The sequence below is a fragment of the Duganella alba genome (genome assembly GCF_009674495.1).
Lineage (GTDB): Bacteria > Pseudomonadota > Gammaproteobacteria > Burkholderiales > Burkholderiaceae_D > Rugamonas > Rugamonas alba.
Genome location: NZ_WKJN01000026.1, coordinates 61546 through 79305, shown reverse-complemented (window position 1 = coordinate 79305; position 17760 = coordinate 61546). Strand labels below are relative to the sequence as shown.

Sequence of the window (17760 nt, the reverse complement as noted above, 5' to 3'; positions counted from 1 at the left end):
GCCAATGAAAAACGCCATCTGCGGGAGATGGCGTGTCTGGCGGTTGCGTCGGCGGAGTCGACTTACTTGTTGCTGAGGCATTCCTTCATGAAGGTTTTGCGCTCGTCGCCTTTTTTGCCGGTGGCGTCGGCGTTACATTTTTTCATTTTTTCTTGCTGGGTCAGCTTGGGTTCCGGCGCGGCGGCCGGTTTGGCGCTCAGGCACTCCTTCATGAAAGCCTTGCGCTCGTCGCCCTTTTTGCCGGCGGCGTCCGCATTACAGGTTTTCATCTTGTTTTGCTGCGCGGTCGGTTCGGCCGCATACACTGCGTCGCTGAGCGACAGGATCAAGCCGGCTATCAACAATTTTTTCATCGGAGTCCTCGCAAGGTTGGCGGCGGAGTGCGCGCCTTGCAACGACTATAGCGGACAAGCGCGCTTTGGAAAAGGGGCTCTCTGCACAAAGCAGTGCGCACATTGATTGGGATTAGTGCAACAATGTATCACCATTCAAATTTATTTGGAGATCCATGATGCCTGTTCCTTCTGTTTTCCGTTTTGCCACCCTGGCGCTCGCGCTGGCCGCCGCCGGCCTGGCGCAAGCCGCTCCCACCACTGCCGAAGTGGAACTGAAACCGACCGTGGGCAGCACCACGACCGGTTCGGTACGCTTCAAGCAGCAGGATGGCCAGTTGCAGATCGACGCCGACCTCGCCGGCCTGACGCCGGGCGTGCACGGCTTCCACCTGCATGAGAAGGGCGATTGCAGCGCGCCGGACGGCACCAGCGCCGGCGGCCACTTCAATCCGGGCAGTCACCAGCACGGCGCGCCGGACTCGGCGGCGCATCACGGCGGCGACTTCGGCAACATCACCGCCGACGCCAGCGGCAAGGCCTCGTTGCACCTGAGCGTGCCGACCAGCCAGATTTCGCTGGATGCGGGCGCACCGGGCAACGTCATCGGCCGTGGCGTCATCGTGCACGCCGATGCGGATGATTTCGTCACCCAGCCAACCGGCAACTCCGGCAAGCGCCTCGCATGCGGCGTGGTGGTGGCCGGCAAATAAGCCGGTCTTGAACGGGCGCGTCGAACACCTGTATCTGCAGCCTGTACGAGGCCAACCCGGCGTCGCCCTGGCGCCGGACGCGGCCATGCGGTGCAAGGCCGGACTGGGCATTCATGGCGACGTGCACGCCCACCGCCTCAGTCCAAGGCAGGTGCTGGTCACCCTGGCCAGCGAGCTGCGCGACCTGCGGATCGCGCCCGGCGCGCTGCTGGAAAACATCGTGATTTCTTCCGACCGGCCGGAGCTGTTCCGGCCCGGTTCGGCATTGCTCACCGCCTCGGGCGTCGAGATCCGGCTGACCATGTTCTGCGAGCCGTGCAAGCGCATCGCGCCGGTGGCGGCGGACTTTTCCCGGCTGGTGCACCGACGCGGCGTGCTGGGCGTATTCGCAACCGGCGGCGAGATCCGGATCGGCGACGCGGTGCGCCTGATCGGCGAGCGGTACACGCCGTTGCCGGAATCCGCCTATCAAAAATTCCTGGCGTTTGTGCCGACGATTCCGCCAGGCCGCGTGGTCCGCTACGTCGATGTGACGGTGGCGATCGGCGTGGCGGGGGGCTTTGTGCGGGCGCTGCCCGGTTATATCCGGCGCAGCGCGGGATTGGGCTTGCCGCTGCATCGCATTGTCAATGCGCGCGGCGCGCTGCTGCCGTTCATTCCCGGCCAGGCCGGGAAGCTGCTGGCGGAAGGCGTGATCCAGCGCAGCGATGCCGCTACGGTGGATCTGGCCGCCTTCCTGTGGCAGGGCGCTGCTTAGAACTCCTGCACCGTCGGGCGCAGCACGATTTCGTTGATGTCGACGTCGGCCGGCTGCTCGATGGCGTAGGCGATCGCGCGGGCGACCGAGTCGGCCGGAATGGCCAGCTTGTAGAACTCGGTGACGAACTGCGCGCTTTGCTGGTGCGAGCTGCCGTGCTTCAGTTCAGTGTCGACCGCGCCTGGTTCGATGGTGGTGGTACGGATCGAACCGCCCACCTCATGACGCAGGCCTTCCGAAATCGCGCGCACCGCGAACTTGGTGCCGCTGTACACCGTACCGCCCGGGCTGAACACCTTGATGCCGGCCACCGATGCGACGTTGATGAAGTGGCCGCTGTTCTGCTTGCGGAACTGCGGCAGCGCGGCGGCGATACCGTACAGCACGCCCTTGACGTTGATGTCGATCATGCGGTCCCACTCGTCGACCTTGAGTTCGTCCATCGGCGCGATGGACATCAGGCCGGCGTTATTGATCAGCACGTCGACGCGGCCGTAGATGCGCACGGCGGTGTCGATCAGCGCCTGCACCTGCTCGCGGCTGGTGACGTCGGCGGCCTGCACTTCGGCCTTGCCGCCGGCGGCGCGGATGTCGCCGGCGATTTTTTCCAGCTGGTCGATGCGGCGTGCGCCGAGCACGACGATGGCGCCGCGTGCGGCCAGGTGGCGGGCGGTGGCTTCGCCCAGACCGCTGCTGGCGCCGGTGATGACAACGACTTTGTTTTCGATGTTGGTGCTCATGGCAGGACTCCTTGTGGTTGGTTAGTGAAGCAAGTATAGAAATCCCGGCTATGCAAATAAATGGAAATGATATGATTTGAGAATTCCATTTTCAGGAACTATCGACCATGCTGAACCGATTGGAAATGTTGCGCATCTTCGTGGCGGCGGCCGAAGCGCGCAGCTTCAAGGATGCGGCGGCCCGGCTGGGGATTTCGCCGCAGGCCGTCACGCGGGCGGTGCAGGATCTGGAGGCGGTGCAGGGCGAGCTGCTGTTTCACCGCAATACACGCGGCATCCAGATCACCACCTATGGCGAGCACCTGGCGGTGCAGGCGCGCGACAGCGTGCAGCGGGTGGACGTGCTGTTCCAGCCGGCGTCCGATGCCGAGCCGTCGCTGGTGGAAGGCGTGGTGCGTCTGACGGCGCCGGTGGCGCTGGGGCGCCTGCTGATCGTGCCGGTGCTGAAGGCCCTGGGGCGGCAGCATCCGCAGCTGCGCTTCGACGTGCAGTTCAGCGATACGCATGCCGATGTGGTGGACGACCGTATCGATATCGGCGTGCGCTTCGGTTCCATGCGCGACAGCCGCTACGTGGCGCGGCGGGTGGCGCCGCAGCCGTTCCGCACGGTGGGCACGCCCGAGCTGATCGCGCTGTATGGCAAGCCGAAGAGCATCGAGCAGCTGCACGAGCTGCCGACCACTTCCTTGCGCGATCACAGCACCGGCAAGGCGTGGCCCTGGTACTTCGCCAGCGGGCAGCATATCTCGCCGCTCAATCCGCGTTTTTTGAGCAGTGATTCGGAGGCGGAGTTCGATGCCATCCTGGCCGGTCTGGGCTTTGGCCAGTTGCCGGGATTTATGGCCGATGAGCACATCGCCGCCGGCCGGCTGGTGCCGGTGTTGCAGAAGCACCAGCCTGATCCGTGGGATATCTACATTTACCGGCCGCAGCGCGGGCCGGTGCCGGCGCGGATTCGGCTGGTGTTTGATGAGCTGGTGACTGCGCTCAGTCGCTGACCCGCACGGCCAGGTGGGGGCCCTCCCGCAGGGAGGGCGGGGCGTAGCCCCTATTCCGGACCCTGGGTCAGACCCCTAAGTGGTGACGCTTGCGTATCGCTAAACGCTTGCGGGCTTAAGCAGCTTTGGCGCCGGCGTCGGGACGGCCGCAATAGCGCTCGACATAGGCCTGGTGCGTCGGCAGTTGCACCACGGTGCGGTCGATGCGGCTCTTGATGCCGCCGAGGAAGGCTTTGAGTTCTTCGTCGCCCATCAGGTCGGCCGTTGCGTGGTGCGACTTGGGCATGATGCCCTGGCCCAGCATCACCTGGATCCACGAGTTTTCCGCGAACAGTTCGTTCGGCACGCGGAATACGCGGCCGGTTTCACGGAACAGGTCGATGCGGTGTTGCAGCGACGCCGGGATGCTCATCTCGCGCACGTCGATCCAGAACTGCGAGTCGGTGCGGTTGTTGGCGTGGTAGTGCAGGATGATGAAATCGCGGATGTGGTCGATCTCGCTGTTGCACTGGGCGTTGTATTCGTCGATGTCGGCCTGCTGGATGCCGTCCGACGGGAACATCTGCATCAGCCGGATCACGCTGCGCTGGATCAGGTGGATGCTGGTCGATTCGATCGGCTCCAGGAAGCCGCTGGCCAGGCCGATGCCGACCACATTGCCTTTCCACGTCTGGCGCCGCTGGCAGGGCTTGAACTTGATCACGCGCGGCTCGATCAGCGTCTTGCCTTCGACGTTGGCCAGCAACTGCCTGCGCGCGGTCTCTTCGTCCAGGTGGCGGCTCGAATAGACGATGCCGTTGCCGACGCGGTGCTGCAGCGGAATGCGCCACTGCCAGCCGGCCTGGTGCGCCATGGAGCGCGTCAGCGGCACGGCGTCGGCGATGGCGGTGGTCTGCACGGCGATGGCGCGGTCGCAGAACAGCCATTGCGACCAGTCTTCCACCGGCTCGTCCATCGCTTCACCGATCAGCAGCGCGCGGAAGCCGGTGCAGTCGATGAAGAAGTCGCCTTCGATTTCCTGGCCCGATTCCATCACCACCGAGCGCACGTCGCCGTTGTCATGCTTGTTGTAGCGGACGATCTTGCCTTCGATGCGCTGCACGCCGCGCGGCTCGCTCAGGCGGCGCAGGAACTTGGCGTAGCGGCTGGCGTCCAGGTGGTAGGCGTAGTTCATGCCGTTGTTCGGCAGGTGGGCGAAGCGGTTTTCCAGCGAGGCCTTCAACTCCAGGCAGTAGTCGCCGTAATCGCCGGCCAGGCCGCGCTGCACACCCTTGTGCCAGAAATGCTGGAAGCCGGCGGTCCAGTGGTCGATGCCGGTGGTGCCGAAGGAATGGATGTAGTCTTCCTTGACGTTGCGCCAGCTTTCGAAGCTGATGCCGAGCTTGAAGGTGGCCTGGGTCTCGGCCATGAATTCCTGCTCGTTAATCTCCAGCACGTTGTGGAAATTGGTCAACGTCGGAATGGTGGCTTCGCCCACGCCCACGGTACCGATTTCTTCCGACTCGATCAGCTTGATGTCGAGCTGCTTGCCCAGCACCTTGGAAATGCCGGCGGCGGCCATCCAGCCGGCGGTGCCGCCGCCGCAGATGACCACCCGGCGCACGGGTTGACGATTGTTTGGATCTCGCATGGTGTCTCCTCTAGCGATTCAGTTTTTTAAGCAAGTGCCCGCGCAGTGCGCGTGCCCCATCGGCTGTCAGTGGCGACAACACGCCGCGGGCGTGTGCCGGAATATGGGCGGCCGTTTCTGTGTCGGCTTCGAATATGTAATGACGGAAGATTTCCTGCCATGCCTTGCGCTGCGCTGGCGGCAGGTCACGCATGGTGAGGAAGGCGGCCATCAGCGCGTTGGTCGGCGTGTCCATGTAGTCGGGCGACTGCCGCCACCAGTAGTTGACCAGCACATTGAACGGCGACAGCGCCTCGATGTGATGCCACCACATGCTGGGGATGAAGATGGCGTCGCCCGGTCCCAGCTCGGCGCTTTGCGCGTGGTGGAGCGCTTCGGCGAATTTCGGGAATTTTTCAAAATCCGGCCGGTGGAAATCGACCATGCTGATGGCCTGGCCGGCCGGCGTGAAGTCGATCGGGCCGACGTACAGGTTCTGCAACTGGTCCGGCGGGAACAGCGTGAAGCGGCGGCGGCCGGCGGCCACCACCGCCACATTGTCCGGCAGGTCGTAGTGCGCGGCGATGCGGGTGCGGTTGCCGATCCAGATGCTGGCCAGCGCATCGCGTCCGCCGAGGTCGAGGTCGTTGTACTCGCGGAAGCCGGGCAGGCAGGTGTCGATGGTGGTCGAGCCGACATAGATGGTGGGCGCCGGATCGAGCGCCAGCTTGTTCTCGATCTCCTCCAGCACGCCGGTCAGCTTGGCGTGCACCGGCTGGAAGTTGAAGCCGTCCACGCTGTCGTTGTAGAAGAAGCGGCCGCCCGCGTCGGCGCCGCCCAGCATGGCGCCGACGGTGGCGTCCTGGTAGTGGCGGCGCAGGTAGTCGAGACCGGCGCGGTCGTTTTCCAGCGCCGCGCGCACCATCGGCCAGCTGCCGGCCAGGCCGCGCAGCACCAGCGGCTGGGTGGCGGTGAGGATGTCGTCCGTGAGATCGGCCGGCCCCAGGCCGGCGATCTCACGGATGGGTTCAGGCGAGGCGGGCATTCTTGCGGTCGATCAGCGTGCGGAAGTTGGACAGGGATGCGATCACCAGGTAAATCGCCTGCAGATAGCCGGCCTGGTGCAGTTTGACGATGGCCTCGCCGCTCAGTGCCTGCAGCCGGTCTTCGTTGATGGTGTAGAAGCCGATCAGGCGGTTCTGCGAACCGTCGTTCAGCTCGATGTCGAGGGCAAAGCTTTCCAGCAGTTCGTTTTCAAGCAGCGCGGCCAGGAAGCCTGGCATCGTTTGCAAGCCCTGGTGAATCGAGAACAGCAGCGAGTTCGCATGTTCCAGGAAATCGGTGTTGCCGCCGTGCGGCTTGAACACTTCCTCGCCTTCGGTGCGGCTGACGCGCGGGTGGTCGATGTCGACGTTGACCATCAGTTCGTTGCCGCTGAGGCCGATCAGGAAGGGCTGGCGCTCGACCATCATCGGCACATACATGGCTTCCCAGCGCTCGCCGTTCAGGAACAGGTTTTCGCCCTCCTGGAAGCCGAACAGCGCGACCGGCTCGAAGCCCAGGCCGTCGGTGGTCTTGCGGAACACGATGGGGTAGCAGGCCTGCACGTCGCGGAACTCGGCCGGGAAGGTGGCGGCGGACATGACCTGGTCGCCATAGGCGGCGCCACGGCGGGTGATGATGCGCAGATCTTGGTGGTCGATATTGTTCAGTAAAACCGGGTTAGGCATTTTTGTCTCTCGTTCTATATTTTTTGCAAGCCATGCAGCTTGATATGGTTGATGAGTGTACGGTTGTCTGGCAATCCGTTCATCATTTTTTTCGTTAATGTAGCAGCTTCCTGGAAATAAGCGTCGGCTCGGGCCGCTTCTTCCGGTTTCGGCGAGCGGCTGAAGTCGCTACGGAAGCCCATGCCGTACAGAATATATTGGTAGCTGGCGGCCGGAAAAACTTCCTCGATACGGTTGAAATCGCTGCGCGACGGCGCGCGGTGGCGCCACAATGTCAGCAGCTCGCCCAGGCGTTCCGGCACCTCGGCCGTGTTGTCGCGCCAGTAGGCGCTGTCGCGGCGCCGGCTCAGCACGTAGTGCAGCTTGAGGAAGTCGATTACCCGTTCCCAGCGGTAGCGGAAGGTGTCGTTGAAGCGTTTGGCGACGATGTCCATCGCTTCGCGCGTGGCCGGCAGGTCTTCGCTGACCATGGCGGCCGACATTTCGACGATGGCCAGCGCCGACGCTTCCAGCGGTTCGATGAAGCCGGCCGACAGGCCGATGGCCACGCAGTTGCGGTGCCAGAACTGTTCGCGGTAGCCGGGATTGAAGCTCAGCTTGCGCGGCTGCGGGATCTCTTCCGGGCCGCCGGTTTGCACGATGTAGGCGCGCAACTCGGCTTCGGCCTGGTCGTCGCTGATGTAGCCGCTGGCGTAGACGTGGCCGACGCCGCGCCGGGTCGGCAGGCCGATGTCCCAGATCCAGCCGGCGCTCTGCGCGGTGGAGGAGGTCTGCGAGGCGATCGGATAATTGTCGCTCGGGTAGGCAATCTGCACCGCCAGCGCCGAGTCGTTGTACAGCACGTGCTTCTGCTCGATCAGCGGCACGCCGTAGTGCTGGCCCAGCAGCAGCGATTGCATGCCGGTGCAGTCGATGAACAGGTCGCCTGCCACGGCGCCATGCTTGACCGTTTGCAGCGAGGCGATGTCGCCGTTCTCATGCGCGTTGACAGCGGTGACGTGGTCCGGCACGTAATGCACGCCGAGCTTTTCCAGGCAGTGCTTGCGCAGGAATACGCCGAACTTGCCGGCGTCCAGGTGGTAGCCGTAGTTGGCGACCGAAGCGAATTCCGGCGTCATCACCTGCTTGGGCGCGCGGCCGTTCACGCACAGGTGGGGCTGGAAGCTGACCAGGTCGGCAAACGGGATCTGCGGATGCTGGGCCTGCCACTGTTCGGGCAGGTTGACCTCGCCATAGCCCTGCGGCAGCGAAAACGGATGGAAGTAGGCGTCGTGGTCGCCGCCGTCGGTCCAGCGGTTGAAGCGCGAGCCTTGCTTGAACGAGGCGTCGCACTCGCGGAAGAAATCGGATTCGGACACGCCGATGCGGTGCAGCGTGTCGCGCATGCTGGGCCAGGTGCCTTCGCCGACGCCGATGGGCGGCACGTCCGGCGATTCGATCAGGGTGATGCGCAGGCCGTCCGGCGCGGCGCGGTGCTCCGCCGCGATCAGGCCGGCGGTCAGCCAGCCGGCGGAACCGCCGCCGACGATCACGATGCTTTTCAGCATAGCTTGCCTTTTTAATGAGTTGCCTAAAGTATAAATGAAAAGCCGCTGCCGGTTATCCGTCGGGCAGCGGCTTTTCGTGGTGCAGCTACAACAGTATTAGAACTTGTAGCGCGCGCCGACCATGTAGCGCGGACCGGCTTGCGTCACCGATTCCAGCTGGTTCTGGGTGCGGCTATGCACGCGCTGGATCGAATTGCCGACGTTGATGCCCTCGATCTGGAAGCTCAGCTTGTCGTTGTAGTTGTAGCCCAGGCTGATGTCGACCTGGCCGTAGGCTTCCACGTACTGCGGATTCGGACCGGAGCCGTCGAAGGTCGACGACAGGAACTCGCCGCGCCAGTTGTAGGCCACCCGCGCGGTGAACTTCTTGTCCTCGTAAATACCGACCACGTTCGACGAGTTCGACAAACCGACCAGTGCGAACTGCTCGCCCACCGCGTTGTTGTCGTAACGCAGGCCCGAGTGCACATAGGTGTAGTTGGTCGACACGCCGAAGCCGCTGTTGCCGAACATGTGTTGCAGGTTCAGCTCGACGCCGCTCAGGCTGGCCTTCTTCTGGTTGGAGAAGGAGGTGATGCGGAAGTTGGCGATCGGATCGCTCGGCTGGCCGACGATGGTGCCGTTGACGTTGCCGTTCACGCCAGGCGCCGTCACGCCAGGCGCGGTCGGGTGGTTGGTGAAGATGTAGTTACGAATACAGGTGGTGTCCGAAACCAAGCACTTGCCGTTGGCCAGCGCTTCGTTCCACAGCGCGCCGCCGACTGGCGTATGCAGGTTGAACGGGGTGGCGTCGATCTGCGACTGGCCGGCGTAGTTTTCCAGGTTCTTCTTGAAGTAGCCGATCGAGAAGAAGTTTTGCTGGCCATAGTACCACTCGTAGGACAGGTCCAGATTCTTGGACTTGACCGGTTTCAGCGCCGGATTGCCCTGCGAGCCGGTGCCGCCGTCGGTACGCACCAGCGAGTTCAGCGTCTGGCCGCCCTGGATCTGATCGTAGCGCGGACGGCCGATGGTTTCGCCGGCGCTGAAGCGCAGTTTCTGCGTTGGCGTCAGCTCGATGTCCGAGTCGAAGCTCGGCAGCAGGTTGTGGTAGGAACCGCCCAGCGTGGTGAAGGTCGGCGCGCCGAAGGTGATCGGGAACTCGTTCTGCGAGACCCAGCTGATGCCGGTGGCGGCCGGCACCAGCGCGGTCGAGACCACGTCGGTTTTCTCGTAACGCAGGCCGAGCGCGGTGCGGATCGGCAGCGCGGTATCCCAGTCGGTGTTGAACTGGACGTAGGCGGCCTTCGATTTCTCGCCGGTGCGGGCGTCGTTGTCGAAGGTCGACTTCGGCATGTACAGCGCCGGCTGGCCGGACGCGGTGGCGGCGATCTGGCGCACCTGGGCGAAGTTGAAGGTGTAGAACTGGTTGAACAGGTTCGGATTGGCGCTGCCGCTGATCTGGTCGAAGTACTGGCCGATCGAGTTCGGATGCCAGACGTTGCTTGGGTAGTCGGCCGGGCTGGTGGCGCCGCCCCAGGTATCGCGCTGCTGATTGGAGAAGGCCGAACGGTTGTCGACCTTGGCGTAGCTGGCGCCGAATTTCAGCTCGGACGCTTCCAGCACTTTCCAGGCACCCTTGACCTGGGTCTGGTTCACTTCACCCTTCATGTAGGAGTTGGTGAACACCGAGCCGGTGACCTGCTGGCCGGCCTTGACGAAGTCGGCGCCCTGGATGCTCAGCACCGGGAAGTCCTTGCTGAAGTCGACCGTGGTGTTGCCGCGGCTGAAGCTGGCGGTGCCCAGCGTGTTGCTGGAACCGAACGGGCTGTCGGCGCCGGATTCGGCGGTCGAGTGGTGCGTGTCCAGTTCGAAGCGCAAGGTCGGCGAGGCTTTCCACACGGCGTTGAAGCCCAGCGATTTGTTCTGCGTCTTGGTGGCGAAGTCGGCGCCGCCCATGGCGATGTCGCTGCCGCTGACGAACTCGGTCCAGCTCAACGGGCTGGTTGGCGAACCCTTGGTCCACGAGCTGGCCGACGGACCGAAGTTGAACCAGGCCGAGATGTCGTTGCGCTTGGTCTGGATCTTGTTTTCCGAGTAGGTGTAGTCCAGCGTGGTGACCAGCGAGTCGACCGGCTTGTACTGCAGGGTCAGCTGGGCGTTAGTACGCTGGCGTTTGACGCCGTTGAAGTTGTAGTTCAGATTCTGCGGCAGCGAGTACAGGTCGGTCGCGCCGGGGCCGTTGGTGACCTGGTTGCCGACGCCGGTCAGCGGGCCGGCGTTGCCGGCGTAAGGGCCTTTCCAGCCGTTGGAGACAGCGGCGGTGTTATAGCCCAGGTTGCGTTCCTGGTAGCTGCCGGTCAGCGCCACGCCGAAGGTGTTGTTGGCGAAGGTGTTCGAATAGATGCCCGACACTTCAGGCGTCAGCGAGCGGTTGGCCTGGACGTCGGCCGGCAGGTTGTCGTTCGAGGTGTCGTACACGGCCTTGGCGCCGATGCTGGCGTGCAGGCCCGGACGGTCGAACGGTTTGGCGGTCATCACGTTGACGGTGGCGCCAATGCCGCCGGTGGCGTTTTCCGCGCGGCTGGTCTTGTAGACCTGGATCTGCGAGATCGCTTCCGACGCCAGGTTGGCGAAGTCGAAGGCGCGGCCGTTCAGGTCGCCCAGGTTGGAGGTTGGCATCTGGCGGCCGTTCAGCAGCACCAGGTTGAAGTCGGGACCGACGCCGCGCACGGTGATCTTCGAGCCTTCGCCGATCGAGCGGTCGATCGACACGCCGGAGATACGCTGCAGCGACTCGGCCAGGTTGGTATCCGGGAATTTGCCGATGTCCTCGGCGACGATGCCGTCGACCACACCGTCGGAATTGCGTTTCAGATTCATCGAGGAAATCAGCGACTGGCGCAGGCCGGTCACGACCACGCTCTGGACTTCCGGTTGCGCTTCAGCGGCCTTGACCGGGGCTTCTTGCGCGTAGACCGGCGCGGCGGCTGCCGCGCAGGCGCTGGCTACTGCCAGGCTCATCAATGTTTGTCGTGCCTTTGGATAATGCATGTTATCTCCTATGTTTTTTTATAAACATCTGCTGCGTACCGTCCTGCCTTGTTTGGAAAGGTTTCCAATCAATGATGCGAATATAGCATTGAACGAATTTCAAAGTCAATTTGGCGTGCCATAAAATTGTGCACCTGTTTTCGTTGACATAGGTAATCAGGCAGTGCAACATGAGCTGGGAACGTTTCCAAAAAGAGACACTTTTGATGAAAATAACGACTTTGCAGGTGGTTTTTGCGGCGCTGGTGGCGTCAGGGCAGGGCGTCGCGGCGGCCGGCGATGGATTACCTTTCCACTGGCCGCACGGCGAACAGGCGGCGGTCAGCCTGGCCTACGACGACGCCCTCGATTCCCAGCTCGACCACGCGATTCCGACGCTGGACAAGTACGGGCTGAAGGGCAGTTTCTACCTGCAACTGTCGAATCCGGCGGTGGACAAGCGCATGGCGGACTGGCGCGCGGCGGCGCGCAACGGCCACGAGCTGGGCAACCACAGTCTGTTCCACCAGTGCTCGCTGAAGGCGCCCGGCCACGGCTGGGTGCAGCCGCACCGCGACCTCGACACCACCAGCGTGGCGCAGATGCTCGATCAGGTGACGGTCGCCAACACCATGCTGTACGCCATCGACGGCAAGCGCGAACGCACCTACACTGTGCCGTGCGGCGATACGCTGGCGGCCGGCGCCGACTACCTGGCGGCGATCGCGCCATCCTTCGTCGCCATCAAGGTGGGCGGCGAGGCGGTGACGCCGTCGATGCAGACGCTGAACCTGAAGGCGGTCGGCGTGTATGCGCCGGAAGGCCTGAGCGGGCAGCAGCTGATCGCGCTGGTGCGGCAGGCGGCGGCCCAGGGTACGATGGTCAACTTCACCTTCCACGGCGTCGGCGGCGACTACATCACCACCAGCGCCGCCGCGCACGAGGAACTGGTGCAGTACCTGGCCGCCAACAAGCAGCGCTACTGGACCGACACTTTCTTGAACATCATGACTTACGTGAAGACACAACGTGGCGACCATTAAAGACGTGGCCCGCCTGGCGGGCGTAGGGCTGGGCACGGCATCGCGCGTGGTCAGCGGCAAGGGATCGGTGTCGCCGGCCACGCTGGTCAAGGTGCGCGCGGCGATCGACCAGCTGGGCTTCCGGCCGTCGCATGCGGCGCGCTCGCTGCTGTCGGGGAACAGCCAGATGATCGGCGTCTACATCCCGGTGCTGAGCGGCACCTTCTACACGCCGATCCTGCAAATCATCGATACCGAACTGCGCGCGGCCGGGCTGCACATGGTGGTGGCGTTCGGCGCCGGCCTGGGCGGCGCGCGGCAGCAGGCGATCGAGGGCATGGCCTTCCTGGTCGAGCGCGGCTGCGACGGACTGATCCTGATGACCAATGTGCTGCTGGAGGAAGACATCGCCGCGCTGGGGCCGCGTCCCAAGCCGATGGTGGTGCTGAACCACTACTTCGACAGCATCGCCGCGCAATGCTTCACGGTCGATCACAAGCTGGGCGGCAAGATCGCCGCGCGCACCTTGCTCGATCACGGGCACCGTGACATCGCATTGGTGGCCGGTCCGGCCAGCCTGCCCGACAACGTGGTGCGGGTGGCGGCCTTCAAGGCCGAGCTGGAGGCGGCCGGTGTCGACACTTCGGCCATGTGGGCGGTGGAGAAGGACTTCTCGCCGGCCGGCGGCTGGTCGGCGGCCAAGGAACTGGTGGAATCGGGCCGGCGCTGCAGCGCCGTGTTCTGCGCCAATGACGAGATGGCGGCCGGCGCGCTGTCGTACTTCCAGGAAGCGGGTATCCGCGTGCCGCACGAGATTTCAGTGATCGGCTACGACGACACGCCGAGCGCCGAATTCTCCGCGCCGCGCCTGACCACGGTCCACATGCCGTGGCGCGAGATGACGCAAAGCGGCGTCAACGACCTGCTGAACCGCTGCTACGGCCTGCAGCGCCCCGTCACCCGCAGCCATCCCGTCACGATGACCCTGCGCGCCTCGCTGGCGCGCGCAGGGCAGGTGTGACTTCAGCCCTTACTTGATGGCGTCGGCCAGGCCCGGCGCGAACTCGGCGCCGTGCTTGACCTGGGCGGTGGAGGCTTTGAGGGCGCCGCCGATCGGCTCGGCGCGGCCGTTCAGGCATTGGGCCAGGAAGTTCTCGGTCACCGCGTTGAAGGCGATGTTGTTGACCGGCCGCGCGAAGCCGTGGCCTTCATCCGGGAACACCACGTAGGTGACCGGAATATTCTTGGCCGCCATCGCGTCGACGATCTGCTCCGACTCGCGCACGTTGACGCGCGGGTCGTTGGCGCCCTGGCCGATCAGCAGCGGCCGCTGGATGTCGCCGGCGAAGTTCAGCGGCGAGCGTTCCTTCAGCAGCGCCTTGCCTTCCTCGGTGGTCGGATCGCCCATGCGCTTGTAGAACTGCTGCTTGCCCGCTTCCCAGTACGGCGGAATGGTCTGCAACAGCGTGAACAGGTTGGACGGGCCGACGATGTCGACACCGCAGGCAAAGGTGGTCGGTGTGAAGGCCACGCCTGCCAGCGTCGCGTAGCCGCCATACGAGCCCCCCATGATGGCCACCTTGTCGGCGGTGGTGACGCCGTTCTTGACCGCCCACTGCACCGCGTCGAGCAGGTCGTCATGCATCTTGCGGCCCCACTGCAAGTCGCCGGCCGAGATGAAGTTCTTGCCGAAGCCGGTCGAGCCGCGATAGTTTACCGACAGCACCGCGTAGCCGCGATTGGCCAGCCACTGGTGATAGCTGTTGTAGCCGAAGCCGTCGCGCGCCCACGGGCCGCCGTGCACGAAGAGCACCATCGGCACCGGCTTGCTGGCCTTGCCGCTGCCGCTCGGGTCCACCGCCTTCGGCAGCGTCAGGTAGGACACCAGCGTCAGGCCGTCGCGCGCCTTGATTTCCTGCGGATGCATGGCCGCCAGCGGCGCGCCTTCCAGCTCCGGCCGGCTGACGTAGAGCTGGGTCAGCTTTTTGGCCTTGCGGTCGTACAGCCAGGTCGAGGCCGGCGCGGTGACGGGATCGACCGCCACCAGCCACTTGTCCTCGGCCTCGGTGCGCGAGGTGACGGTGAACTGGCCCTTGGTGTTTTGCTTCAGGAACGCCAGGTCGGCCTTGACGTCGTTCGACACCGGCACGTATTCCTGCTTCAGGTAATTGACGGTGTAGGCCTGCACGCGGCCGGTGCGCTCGTCGGTCAGGGTCTGGCCGATGTCGGCGCGGGCGTCCTCGGCGATGATGGTGGTCTTGCCGCTGGCGACATCCTGCGCCACCAGCGCCGCCGTGTTGCGGTTGCGCGAATCGGTCCAGTACAGCGTCTTGCCGTCGGCGGTAAAGGCCCACGGCGCGGTGGTCTGCGAATCGTCCAGGCCCACTTCCACCAGCGGCTTGCTGTCGATCTTGCCGTCGGTGATGCGGTAGTAGGTGGTGCCGCCGTCGTCGCGCGCCTTCTCGGCGATGCGCAGCTTGAGCTGGTCGTCGGCCAGGTAGCCGCCGTAGCCGTCGTTCTGCTGCACCAGCGTCAGCTTGCCGCTGGCCAGGTCGAGGCTGTAGACGTCATGCCAGCGCGGGTCGCGGTTGTTGATGCCGACCAGGATGCGGTCCTTGATCTTGCTGCTGATGTGCAGCACCTGGGCGCGGGTCTTTTCAAACGGCGTGTAGTTGGTCTGCTTGCCGCTGTCGACGTTGACGCCGTACAGCAGGAAGTTCTCGTCGCCGCCCTTGTCCTGGATAAACAGCACCGTCCTGGAATCCGGCGACCAGAAGCTGTTGCGGATCGGCCGGGTTTTCTCGTCCGTCAGCGGCTTGGCCCTAGCCAGGTCGCTGGCCGGCGCCACCCACACATTGAGCACGCCGTCGCGCGGCGCGATCCACGACAGCCACTTGCCGTCCGGGCTGATCTTGGCGGCGGTCTTGCTGGGATTGCCGAAGATCTTGGCGCGCTCGATCAGCGGCACATCGGCGGGAGACTGGGCGTGGACTGGCAGGACACTGGCCAGCAGCAGGGCAGGCAGGGCGTAGCGGATCATGGAGACCTCATCGTTGATGAATGGAAGACCAATCGTAGCAATTTAGCATGCCCGTGCGACATCATTGCGATAAACTGCAATGGGTGTCGATGAACTGCGGGATCGGCGCCACAGGCGGCCGGCAGCCTGCTACCGCCACGCGGCGCGTTCGATGCGCCTGATGTCGAGCTGCTCGCACAGTTCCGTAAATTGCGCCTCGTGCGCGGCGCTGTAGAAGACGGCGATCCAGTTGTCGCCTTCGTCGTCCAGCACGGCGGCGGCCGTGTAAAGCGCCGGCATGGTCTTGCGCTTGCCCAGCGTCTTGCGGGCGCTGTCCGGCAGACCATCGGCCGGGTCGATGACGCCGCTGCGCCAGGCGTCGCGCGTGTGGCGCATGTGCGCGCGCTAGTAGTCCACCAGGTCTTGCGGATGCCGCTCGGCGTTGTCGATGGTGATGCGCCCGGTTGTGCCGCTCAGGTTGCGTGGCTGGCCCAAGATGATGTTATTTAAAGATAACGTCGATGCTGGCAGTTTCGCGTCCGCGCAGCCGCACGCCAGTGGACTTGCCTGACGGCAATCTCATGCGGTATCTTGTGTGTTCTATTTTGATTGGAGCCTGTGATGACCGCACCGAAACTGGAGATTCCCGAAGCCATTGTTGCCGCGCTGGGCGACTGGGTGCAGCGAACGGCGGAGGAAGCGGTGGCCGGTCCGCGCGAAACGCTGGCGCGCACCGAAGAGGCGTTGCAGGCGGCGCAGACCGGGCTGGCCGAGCGCAACGAGGAAATCGAACAGCTGATGGCCGAGCTGCGCAATGCCCGCAGCATTGCCACCGACGCGCTGGTCGGCAAGGCCAAGGACCAGCTGGCGATCGAAGGCAAGGATGCGCAGCTGGCCGACCTGCGCGCACAGATCGAGCGCAATGTCGCCGCCGCCGCCGCCCTGTCCGACGCCCGGCTGGCGGCCGAGATGGAACTGGTCGGCGCCGTCACCGCGCGCGACAACTACGCCGCCGAAATCAAGGAGCTGCGCGCCAAGCTGGCCGCGCGCCATGCCTGAGCGGCGCCGCCGATTGTGCACGGGATTGCTTCTAAGTTAATATTGACCCATGGTCGACCGTAGACAATTCCTGCTGGGCGGTACGTTGGCGCTGGGGCTCACGCCGGCGCGCGCCGCCACGCTGGTGCGGTATCCGCAATCGGAGGCGGAAGGGCATGGCAACGGCGCCGAACACTACCCGGTGCGCCTGCTGCGCATGGCGCTGGCGCGCTCCGGCGGCGACCATGTGCTGGAACCGACCACCGTCATGATGCGGCAGAACCGCGCGCTGGCCGAACTGGCGGCGGGCCGCGTGGTCGATGTGCTGTGGACCATGACCTCGCAGGCGCGCGAGCGCGAACTGCTGCCGGTGCGCATTCCGCTCGACATGGGCCTGATCGGCTGGCGCCTGCTGATGATACGCCGGCGCGATGCGGCGCGCTTCGGCGCCATCCGCAAGGCCGCAGAACTGCAGGCGCTGGACGCGCTGCAAGGGCACGACTGGCCCGACACCGACATCCTGCGCGCCAACCACTACCGGGTGCAAACCGCGTCCGATTATGCCGGCATGTTCAAGATGCTGGAGTCCGGCCGGGTCGATTATTTTCCGCGCGCCGTGTTTGAGGTCTGGCACGAGGCGGCGGCCTTTGCCGAACAGGGGCTGACGGTGGCGCCGGGGCTGGCGCTGCATTACCCGAGCGCGTTCTATTTCTTCGTCAACAAATCGAATCCCGCGCTGGCCGCTGCCATCCAGCAGGGCCTGGAAGGCATGCTGGCCGACGGCAGCTATGTGCACCTGTTCCAGGAATATTTCGGCGACATGATCGCCCGTTCGAGCCTGGCCGCGCGCCGTGTGTTCGAGCTGCGTAACCCGCTGCTGTCGGCCGCCACGCCGCTGGCGCGGCGCGAACTCTGGTATCACCCGGCGGATCGCCGCCGCTAGCGTCTATCCCCTCTATCTGACGCTCTGGAGCGATCGTTCCATGATTGACGAACTGATCGTTTCAACATTACTGCGCCGTCCTTTTCCGCGCTGAGGAAGTGGTAGGCGCCGCGATGCACCTGCTGGTTCTTGGGTAATTTGCCGAGCTGGTTCCAGAACATGGCGAACTTTCCATCCATGTACCCGGTGCCTTGGGTGGCCTTCAGATAGGCGAACCGTACTTCTTTCTTCTGCAATCAATATCGGCGCGCAAATTCAAGTTTGCGCATTACGCCTCTTGATTGGCCTGCGTGTGGCCCA

At 64.3% G+C, this 17760-nt stretch carries 17 protein-coding genes; 7 read left to right on the top strand and 10 right to left on the bottom strand.

Annotated elements, in window-relative coordinates:
- Positions 1-62: 62 nt before the first annotated feature.
- Entirely contained in the window at positions 63-353 is a 291-nt protein-coding gene (locus GJ695_RS22210; protein ID WP_154368604.1) for a PsiF family protein, read from the bottom strand.
- 155 nt (positions 354-508) lie between these two features.
- Between GJ695_RS22210 and GJ695_RS22205 the strand changes: the two genes are divergently transcribed.
- Positions 509-1045 (top strand): superoxide dismutase family protein, encoded by a 537-nt coding sequence (locus tag GJ695_RS22205; protein WP_154368602.1) that lies wholly within the window; start codon positions 509-511, stop codon positions 1043-1045.
- A gap of 7 nt (positions 1046-1052) precedes the next feature.
- Complete coding sequence (locus tag GJ695_RS22200) at positions 1053-1802, top strand: MOSC domain-containing protein (RefSeq protein ID WP_166455298.1); 750 nt, start codon at positions 1053-1055, stop codon at positions 1800-1802.
- On the opposite strand, the gene GJ695_RS22195 is transcribed toward GJ695_RS22200, so the two are convergent.
- On the bottom strand, positions 1799-2542 hold the full coding sequence (locus GJ695_RS22195) for an SDR family oxidoreductase (RefSeq protein ID WP_154368598.1): 744 nt from the start codon (positions 2540-2542) through the stop codon (positions 1799-1801). The genes GJ695_RS22200 and GJ695_RS22195 overlap by 4 nt on opposite strands.
- 107 nt (positions 2543-2649) lie before the next feature.
- On the opposite strand from GJ695_RS22195, the gene GJ695_RS22190 reads away from it, so the two are divergent.
- On the top strand, positions 2650-3540 hold the full coding sequence (locus tag GJ695_RS22190; RefSeq protein ID WP_154368596.1) for a LysR family transcriptional regulator: 891 nt from the start codon (positions 2650-2652) through the stop codon (positions 3538-3540).
- 115 nt (positions 3541-3655) lie between these two features.
- On the opposite strand, the gene GJ695_RS22185 is transcribed toward GJ695_RS22190, so the two are convergent.
- From GJ695_RS22185 to GJ695_RS22165, 5 genes are all read right to left on the bottom strand, one after another.
- A complete protein-coding gene (locus GJ695_RS22185) occupies positions 3656-5170 on the bottom strand; it encodes a tryptophan halogenase family protein (protein ID WP_154368594.1) in 1515 nt (504 codons plus the stop codon).
- A 10-nt stretch (positions 5171-5180) separates the two neighbouring features.
- Positions 5181-6194 (bottom strand): cupin-like domain-containing protein, encoded by a 1014-nt coding sequence (locus tag GJ695_RS22180; protein WP_154368592.1) that lies wholly within the window; start codon positions 6192-6194, stop codon positions 5181-5183.
- Positions 6178-6879: a SapC family protein gene (locus tag GJ695_RS22175; protein ID WP_154368590.1), complete on the bottom strand. Its 702-nt coding sequence runs from the start codon at positions 6877-6879 to the stop codon at positions 6178-6180. Before GJ695_RS22175 ends, GJ695_RS22180 begins: the two co-directional genes overlap by 17 nt.
- A gap of 14 nt (positions 6880-6893) precedes the next feature.
- Positions 6894-8426, bottom strand: coding sequence for a tryptophan halogenase family protein (locus tag GJ695_RS22170; RefSeq protein WP_154368589.1), 1533 nt, complete (start codon positions 8424-8426; stop codon positions 6894-6896).
- Positions 8427-8522: 96 nt separating this feature from the next.
- Positions 8523-11429, bottom strand: coding sequence for a TonB-dependent receptor (locus GJ695_RS22165; protein WP_229260606.1), 2907 nt, complete (start codon positions 11427-11429; stop codon positions 8523-8525).
- A 236-nt stretch (positions 11430-11665) separates the two neighbouring features.
- On the opposite strand from GJ695_RS22165, the gene GJ695_RS22160 reads away from it, so the two are divergent.
- Positions 11666-12481 carry a polysaccharide deacetylase family protein gene (locus tag GJ695_RS22160; RefSeq protein WP_154368585.1) on the top strand — a complete coding sequence of 272 codons (816 nt, stop codon included), beginning with the start codon at positions 11666-11668 and terminating at the stop codon, positions 12479-12481.
- The gene (locus GJ695_RS22155; RefSeq protein ID WP_166455297.1) at positions 12468-13481 is read left to right on the top strand and encodes a LacI family DNA-binding transcriptional regulator; all 1014 of its coding nucleotides are present in this window, start codon (positions 12468-12470) and stop codon (positions 13479-13481) included. Before GJ695_RS22160 ends, GJ695_RS22155 begins: the two co-directional genes overlap by 14 nt.
- A gap of 9 nt (positions 13482-13490) precedes the next feature.
- Here the strand turns inward: GJ695_RS22155 and GJ695_RS22150 are convergent, their stop codons facing one another.
- Positions 13491-15500 carry a S9 family peptidase gene (locus GJ695_RS22150; protein ID WP_154368583.1) on the bottom strand — a complete coding sequence of 670 codons (2010 nt, stop codon included), beginning with the start codon at positions 15498-15500 and terminating at the stop codon, positions 13491-13493.
- A gap of 129 nt (positions 15501-15629) precedes the next feature.
- Positions 15630-15875, bottom strand: a complete 246-nt coding sequence (locus tag GJ695_RS22145) for a hypothetical protein (protein WP_154368581.1) — start codon at positions 15873-15875, stop codon at positions 15630-15632.
- Between the two features lie 225 nt (positions 15876-16100).
- Here GJ695_RS22145 and GJ695_RS22140 point away from each other — a divergent pair, with 225 nt between their 5' ends.
- Together GJ695_RS22140 and GJ695_RS22135 are read left to right on the top strand one after the other, a co-directional pair.
- A complete protein-coding gene (locus tag GJ695_RS22140) occupies positions 16101-16538 on the top strand; it encodes a hypothetical protein (RefSeq protein ID WP_154368579.1) in 438 nt (145 codons plus the stop codon).
- A gap of 49 nt (positions 16539-16587) precedes the next feature.
- Positions 16588-17460, top strand: coding sequence for a substrate-binding periplasmic protein (locus tag GJ695_RS22135; protein ID WP_154368577.1), 873 nt, complete (start codon positions 16588-16590; stop codon positions 17458-17460).
- On the opposite strand, the gene GJ695_RS22130 is transcribed toward GJ695_RS22135, so the two are convergent.
- Complete coding sequence (locus tag GJ695_RS22130) at positions 17457-17696, bottom strand: GH25 family lysozyme (protein WP_154368575.1); 240 nt, start codon at positions 17694-17696, stop codon at positions 17457-17459. The two genes, GJ695_RS22135 and GJ695_RS22130, sit on opposite strands and share 4 nt — an antisense overlap.
- Between the last annotated feature and the right edge of the window lie 64 nt (positions 17697-17760).